This window comes from Kitasatospora sp. CB01950, from assembly GCF_001905465.1.
Classification (GTDB): domain Bacteria; phylum Actinomycetota; class Actinomycetes; order Streptomycetales; family Streptomycetaceae; genus Kitasatospora.
Map to the genome: position 1 here is coordinate 6,571 of NZ_LISX01000028.1, position 7,977 is coordinate 14,547.

The 7,977-nt window shown below is 73.9% G+C and carries 2 protein-coding genes; both read right to left on the minus strand.

What is annotated here, in order from left to right:
- Positions 1-1,276: condensation domain-containing protein (locus AMK19_RS33950; protein ID WP_241844724.1), on the minus strand; the 1,276-nt coding region annotated here is incomplete at its 3' end.
- Positions 1,276-7,965, minus strand: coding sequence for an amino acid adenylation domain-containing protein (locus AMK19_RS33955; protein WP_338015828.1), 6,690 nt, complete (start codon positions 7,963-7,965; stop codon positions 1,276-1,278). The genes AMK19_RS33950 and AMK19_RS33955, both read right to left, overlap by 1 nt.
- Between the last annotated feature and the right edge of the window lie 12 nt (positions 7,966-7,977).

Below are 7,977 nucleotides of genomic sequence, written 5' to 3' on the forward strand. Positions count from 1 at the left end.
ACACCCGCACCAGGCGGTCGGCCATCCGCTCGACCGACTCCCGGTCGAACAGGTCCGCGGCAGCCGAGACCACGCCATGGATGCCGGCCGGAGCACCATCCGGATCGAATTCCTCGCCCAGCAGCACGTCCAGGTCGACCTTGGGGACGGCCTCGCCCGCGGCCACCTGCTCGACCCGCAGGCCGGGGAGTTCCAGGCCTGCGGTGCCGGTGTTCTGCACGGTCAGCAGGGTCTGGAAAAGCGGGTGGCGGGAGAGTGAGCGGGTCGGCCCGAGTTCCTCGACCAGGCGCTCGAACGGCACGTCCTGGTGGTCGAGGGCCCTCAGGGCGGTGTGCCGCACCCGGTCCAGGACTTCGACGAAGGTGGGGTCGCCGGACAGATCGGTGCGGACCAGAAGGGTATTGACGAAGAAGCCGACCAGGTCGTCCAGGTCCTCGTCGGTGCGGCCGGCGACGGCCGAGCCGATCGGGATGTCGGTGCCCGCGCCGAGGCGGGATAGCAGGACGGCCAGTGCGGTCTGCAGCACCATGAACAGGGTCGCGCCGCGCTCCTGGGCCAGACGGGCGAGCCGGTGGTGCACCTCGGTCGGCACCTCCACCCGGACGGTGTGGCCGCGGTGGCCGGCCAGCGCCGGGCGGGGGTGGTCCCAGGGCAGCTCCAGCTCCTCGGGGGCGCCGTCCAACGCCTCGCGCCAGAACGCGAGTTGTTCGGCGAGCACGCTGCTCGGGTCGTCCTCGCGGCCGAGCAGGTCGCGCTGCCAGAGGGCGTAGTCCTGGTACTGCACCGGCAGCGGCTCCCACTGCGGTGTGCGGCCCTCGCAGCGGGCCGCGTAGGCCGCCGACAGGTCGCGTCCCAGCGGGCCCATTGACCAGCCGTCCACCGCGATGTGGTGCACCACCAGCACCAGCACGTGTTCGTCCGGGGCGAGGGCCAACAGCTCGGCCCGGATCGGAATCTCGCTGGTCACGTCGAAGAGGTGTCCGGCCGCTCGCGCCGTGGTGGCGGCCAGGTCCTGGGGGGACACCGGCGAGACCGGCATCCCGAAGTCGACCTCCGCCACGGGCAGGATCCGCTGGTAGGGCTCACCGTCCGCCGACGGGAGGACCGTCCGCAGCACCTCGTGCCGCCCGATCACGTCCAGTAACGCCGCGGTGAGCGCCGACCGGTCCAACGCGCCGGTCATCCGGATGCCGGTGGCGATGTTGAAAGTGGCGCTCGGGCCCTCGATCTGCGCCAGGAACCAGAGCCGACGCTGCGCGAACGACAACGGAATCATCAGACGTCCTCCTGCTTTCGCATCAGCCGCAACGACGGCCGGGCCTTCTTCTCGACAAGGGGTTGCCTGGTGATCCAGGCGGCGATCCCGGCGGCCGTCCGCTCCTCGAAGAGCACCACGAGCGGTATCTCCACCGACAGCGCCGTTCGCAGTCGGCCGATCAGCCTGGTGGCCAGCAGCGAGTGCCCGCCCAGGGCGAAGAAGTCGTCCTCGACTCCGACGCTCTCCAGTTCCAGCACGTCTGCGAACACCGCGCAGAGCGTCCGCTCCTCGGGGGTCGAGGGCTCCCGGCTCTCCCGCCCGGCAGCGGTGTAGTACGGGGCGGGCAGTGCCTTGTGGTCCAGCTTTCCGTTCACGGTCAGCGGCAGCCGCTCCACAATCGTCACCGCCGCCGGCACCATGTGGTGCGGCAGCACGGACTCGGCGAACTCCCTGACAGCATGGGTAAGTTCACCATCGGCGTCGGCCTTGGGCACCAGGTAGGCCACCAGGCGCGGGTCACCGGGCGTGTCCTCGCGAACCACCGCCACCGCCTGCCCCACGCCCGGGTGCTCCGACAGCGCCGCCGCGACCTCGCCCGGCTCGATCCGGAAACCGCGGATCTTCACCTGCTCGTCCGCGCGCCCGGCGAACACCAGCTCGCCGTCCGCACTCCACTGCGCCCGGTCGCCGGTGCGGTACATCCGGGCCGCCGGCTCGAACGGGCAGGCCACGAACCGCTCAGCCGTCAGACCGGGACGTCCCAGGTAGCCGCGCGCCAACTGCCCGCCGACGACGTACACCTCGCCCACCACTCCCACCGGCGCCGGACGCAGCCACTCGTCCAGCACCAGCACCCGCAGCCCCGGCAGACCCCGGCCCACCACGCTGCCGACCGCCGGCGCGCCACCGGCGACGACCTCGTGGAACGTCACGTGCACGGTCGTCTCGGTGATTCCGTACATGTTCACCAACCGCGGCCCCGCGCCGCCGAACAACGCCCACCAGGGCCCCAACCGGGCCACGTCCAGCGCCTCGCCGCCGAACACCACCACCCGCACCGACCCGAGCAGCCCCGGATCGTCCACCGCCTCCGCCAACTGGTAGAACGCCGAGGGCGTCTGACTCACCACCGTCACGCCCTCGCGCGCCACCAGCCCCGCGAACTCGCCGGGCGAACGCGACACGTCGAACGGAACCACCACCACCCGGCCGCCGTGCAGCAGCGCCCCCCACAGTTCCCACACCGAGAAGTCGAACGCGAACGAGTGGAACCAGCTCCACACGTCCGACGGGCCGATGCCGAACAGCTCCCGCGACTGCCCGAACAGCTCCACCGCGTTCCGGTGGGTCACCGCCACGCCCTTCGGGCGGCCCGTCGAACCCGACGTGTAGATCACGTAGGCCGCGCCGTCCGGGCCCGCCCCGGCCAACCGGCCGAGCGGCCGCGCTCCCGCCAACTCCCGCACCACGTCCGGCTCGTCCAGCGCCACCACCGGCACCCCCAGCCCCCGGGGAACCACTCCCGCGCACTCCGCCGACGTCACCACGCACCCCACACCCGCGTCCAGCAGCGTGAACCCCACGCGCTCCGCCGGGTACGCCGGATCCACGGGGACGTACGCCCCACCCGCCTTCAGCACGCCCAGCATCGCCACCACCACGTCCACCCCGCGCCCCAGCACCACCCCCACCCGCGACTCCACGCCCACGCCGCGCGACCCCAGAAGCCGTGCCAGGCGACCCGCCCGCACGTCCAACTCCCCGTACGAGACGCGCTCGTCGCCGCACACCACCGCCACCGCGTCCGGGTCCCGCGCCACCTGCGCCTCGAACAGCTCCACCAAGGAGGCCTCGGGCACCGCGACGCCGGGCACCCGCCACCCGTCCAGGACCAGGCCGCGTTCCGCCCCGCCCAGCACGTCCACCGCACCCAAGCGGGTGCCGGGGGCGTCCTCCAGGGCGGCGGCGAGGCCGTCGAGGGCGGTGTGCAGCATGGTGCAGAGCCGGGCCGGGTCCGCCGGGGCGATCGCCTGCACGGTCAGCAGGAAGCCGGTGCCCCGGTCGTCGACGGAGACCGTCACCGGGTAGTTGGTGCGATCGTGGCTGCTGCCGTCCGCCAGCAGGCCGCTGACGCCCTCGAACCCGGCGTCGGCGTCGGCCTCGGGGGCAGCGCCGTGCCGGTAGTTGAACAGCGACGTGAACAGCGGGATGCCGCCGGGGACACCACTGGCTTGCTGGGCCAGCGAGAGCGGCGCGTGCTCGTGGACCAGCAGGTCGGCGAGCTGCCCGCGCAGCCCGTCCAGCGCCTCGCCGACACCCGCGGAGCCGATCCGCACCCGTACGGGCAGGGTGTTGATGAACAGGCCGGGCACCCGGTCGGATCCGGTGCCCGCGTTCATCCGGCCGAACAGCACGGTGCCGAACACCACGTCGTCGCGGTCCGAGACCGCCGCCAGCACCCGGGCCCAGGCCAGGTGGAACACCGTAGCGGGGCTCACCCCGAGGGCACGTGCCGCCGTCCGGACCCGTGCGGCCACCCGGTCCTCGACCGGCAGCACCGCGTCCAGCACCGCCGTGCCGTCGCCGCGCACGTCCAGCAGGCCGAACGGCGCGGTCGGGTCGGTCACGTCGCCGAGCAGTTCGGCGAAGTACCGCTCGTGCTCCTCGCGCGGGACGCCGAGGCGGGCGTGCGCGACGAAGTCGCGGAACGGGAGCGGCTCGGGCAGGGTGTCGGCCCGGCCGGACAGGATCGCCCGCAGCTCGGCGAGCAGGACCTCCAGCGCGGTGTGGTCCTGCATCAGGTGGTGGATCCGCAGCACCGCCAGCCAGTTGGCGGTGCCGGGCTCGGCAGCGACGTGCGCCCGGATCAGCGGCGCGCGGCCGAGGTCCATCCAGGACCCGGCGGCCGCGAGCAGCTGCTCGGCGGCGCCCCCGCCCGACGGGTTCAGCACCACCTCCGCCACCGGCAGCACCGCCCGGCGCAGCACCACCTGGACCGGCTCGCGCAGGCCCTCCCAGACGATCGCCGTCCGGTAGATGTCGTGCCGGTCGACAACCTGCTGAAGGGCGGTCAGGAAGGCGTCCAGCCGCGCGCGGGAGTCGAACCGCAGGCCCACCGGCACCGCGTACACGTCCTCTGCGATGCCGTCGCGGCCGGCCACCAGGTGGTGGAAGAAGATGCCTTCCTGGAGCGGCGCCAGCGGGTACACGTCCGCGATGTTCGCCGCACCGCCCTCCACCGCGGCCACAATCCGTGCGGTCTCCGTCTCGTCCAGCTCCACCAGCGGCAGCATCTCCGGGGTGATCTCCAACGCGCCCGGCGGAATCAGGTTGGGCGGCACCGCCACCCGGGCGGGGCCCGCGGTGCCGGCCAGGCCCGCCGGAGTCGGGTTCTGGAACAGGGCCTTCACCGAGACCGCGATGCCGCGGGCACGCAGCCGCTCGACCAGCGACACCGCCAGCAGGGAGTGCCCGCCGAGCACGAAGAAGCCGTCGTCCACGCCGACCGCCGGCAGGCCGAGGACCTCGGCGAACGCCGCGCAGAGCACCTCCTCCTCCAGGGTGGCCGGGGGCCGGCCGGCGCCCGCCTCGGCCGCCGGGGCGGGCAGCGCCCCGCGGTCCAGCTTCCCGTTGGCGGTCAGCGGCAGCGCTTCCAGCACCACCACCGCCGACGGCACCAGGTGAGCCGGCAGCAGGTCGGCCGCGAACTCCCGCACCGCCGAAGACAGTTGGCGGCCAGAAAAACTGCCGTCCGGCACCACGTAGGCCACCAGGCGCGACTCGCCCGGCGCGTCCTGGCGGGCGACCACCGCGACCTGGCCGACCCCGGCGCAGGCCGCCAGCGCGGCCGCCACCTCGCCCGGCTCGATCCGGAAACCGCGGATCTTCACCTGCTCGTCCGCCCGCCCGGCGAACACCAGCTCGCCGTCCGCGGTCCACCGCGCCAGGTCGCCGGTGCGGTACATCCGCGCGCCCGCATCGAACGGCGACGCCACGAACCGCTCCGCCGTCAGGTCCGGCCGGCCGGTGTAGCCGCGCGCCAACTGCGCACCCGCGACGTACAGTTCGCCCGCCACACCGACCGGCACCGGCCGCAGCGCCGCGTCCAGCACGAAGACCCGGGTGTTGGCCACCGGCGCGCCCATCGGCACCGCCGGGAGGCCGGCGGCGACCGCGCCGGCAGTCACCATCACCGTCGACTCGGTCGGACCATAGGTGTTCACCAGCCGCCGACCGTCGGACCAGCGGGCGGCGAGCTCCGGGCCGATCGGCTCCGCGCCGACCAGCAGCGTCGAGATCCCCGGCACGGCCGTCGGGTCCAGCACGCCCAGCAGCGAGGGCACCACGCTCGCCGACGCCACCGCGGTGTTCCGCACCAGCGAGGCCAGAAGGGCCGGGTCGGCCCGCTCCTCGGCGGTGGCCACCACCAGGGTGCCGCCGGCGGCGAACGTGGCCGCCACGTCGAGCACCGAGGCGTCGAAGCTGAACGAGGCGAACTGGAGCACCCGCACGCCGGGGGCCGCACCCAGCACCGGCCCGAGCCCCTTGGCCATGTTCAGCAGCGCCCCGTGCGCCACCGCGACGCCCTTTGGCACACCGGTCGAGCCCGAGGTGTAGATCACGTAGGCCAGCTGGTCGGCCGTCAGGCGGCAGCGAAGCAACGCCCCTTGCTGCTCGACGAGTTCGGCGGCTTCGGCGCGTTCGGACTCGGCGAGCTCGGCGAGCACCGCCGGATCGTCCAGCAGCACCGTGGCGGCCGCCCCGGCCAGCGGGCAGCCGGCCGTCGCCGTCTCGCCGAGCACCAGGGCGGCCCCGCTGTCAGCCAGCATGAACGCCAGCCGCTCCGCCGGGTACTCCGGGTCCAGCGGGAGGTACGCCGCGCCGGCCTTCCACACCGCCAGGATCGCGGTCAGCATCGCCGAGCCGCGCGGCAGGCACAGACCCACCACCGACTCCCGCCCAATCCCGCGATCCACCAGGTAGCGCGCCAACCGGTCGGCCCGCGCGTCCAGTTCGGCGTACGAGACCTGCTGGTCCCCGCACACCGCCGCCACCGCGTCCGGTGTCCGGCGGGCCCAGTCCGCGAAGAGCTCCGGGACGGTCGCACTCCCGAGGTCCGCGCCGGTCTCGTTCCACTCCTCCAGCACCCGGGTGCGCTCGTCCGCGTCCAGCACCGCGACCGCCGACAGCCGTGACCCCGGCGCCGATTCGAGCGCGTCCACCAGGCCGGCCACGCAGGTGTGCATCATGGCGCACAGCCGGGCGGGGTCGGCCGGCCCGACCGCCTCGACGTTGAGCAGGAAGCCGTCGCCGAGGTCGTCGACGGCCACGTCGACGGGGTAGTTGGTGCGCTCCCGCGAGAACAGTGTGGTGAGGCCCTCAATCGGGACGTACTCGTCCTCCCGGGCCGGCTGGATGTGCCGGAAGTTGAAGAGCGAGGTGAACAGCGGTGTGCCGCCCGGCACTCCGCTGGCCTGCTGGGCGAGCGAGAGCGGCGCATGCTCGTGCACCAGCAGCTCCGCCAGCTGACGCCGGAGCCCGTCCAGCGCCTCGCCCACCTCCAGCTCGCCGACCCGCACCCGGACCGGCAGGGTGTTGAGGAACAGGCCCGGCACGCGCCCGGCGCCGACGCCGGCGTTCATCCGGCCGAACAGCACCGTGCCGAACACCACGTCCTCGCGGCCGGACACCGCGGCCAGCACCCGGGCCCACGCCAGATGGAACACGGTGGCCGCACTTACCCCGCGCGCCCGCGCCGACTCACGCACCCGGTCGGCCAGTTCGTGGTGCAGCGGCAGCTCCGCGCGGGCCGAACCGGCGCCGTCGCCGTGCACGTCGAGCAGACCGTACGGCGCGGTGGTGTCCTCGACGTCGCCCAGCAGGGCGGCGAAGTGGCGCACGTGCTCCGCGCGCGGCGTGCCCAACCGGGCCTGCGCCACGAAGTTGCGGAACGGCAGCGGCTCCGGCAGCGTGTCGGCCCGGCCGGACAGGATCGCCCGCAGCTCGGCGAGCAGCACGTCCTGGGTGGTGTGGTCCTGGGCCAGGTGGTGGATGCACAGCAGCACCAACCGGCGGTCGCTGCCCGACTCCGCGGCGGTGACCACCCGGATCAGCGGAGCCCGGCCGAGGTCCATCGGCCGCGCCCCGACGTCCAGCAACTGCCGTACGGGGTCCGGCCCTTCCGGGTCGAGCACGATCCGCTCGACCGGCAGCTCGACCTGGCGGGCAACCACCTGCACCGGCTCGCGCAGGCCCTCCCGGACGATCGCCGTGCGGTAGATGTCGTGCCGGTCCACCACCTGCTGAAGCGCCCCGAGGAAAGCCTCCGCCCGGGCGTCGGTGTCGAACCGGAGGACCATCGGCGACGCGTAGACGTCCGAGCCGTCGCCGTCCTGCCGGGCCAGCAGGTGGTGGAAGAGGATGCCCTCCTGGAGCGGCGCCAGCGGGTACACGTCGGCAACGTTGCCCGCACCACCGGGGACCTGAGCCACGACCCGGTCCAGCTCGGCCTGGTCCAGCTCGGCCAGCGGCACCATCTCGGGGGTGATCACGGTCGCACCGGCCGGGATCACCGTCGCCGGGACCCGGACCTCCTGCGGACCCGACACCGCGGCCAGCCCGGCCGGCGTCGGGCTCCGGAACAGCGTCCGCACCGACACCGAGACACCGCGGGCCCGCAGGTGCTCCACCAGCGAGATCGCGAGCAGGGAGTGGCCGCC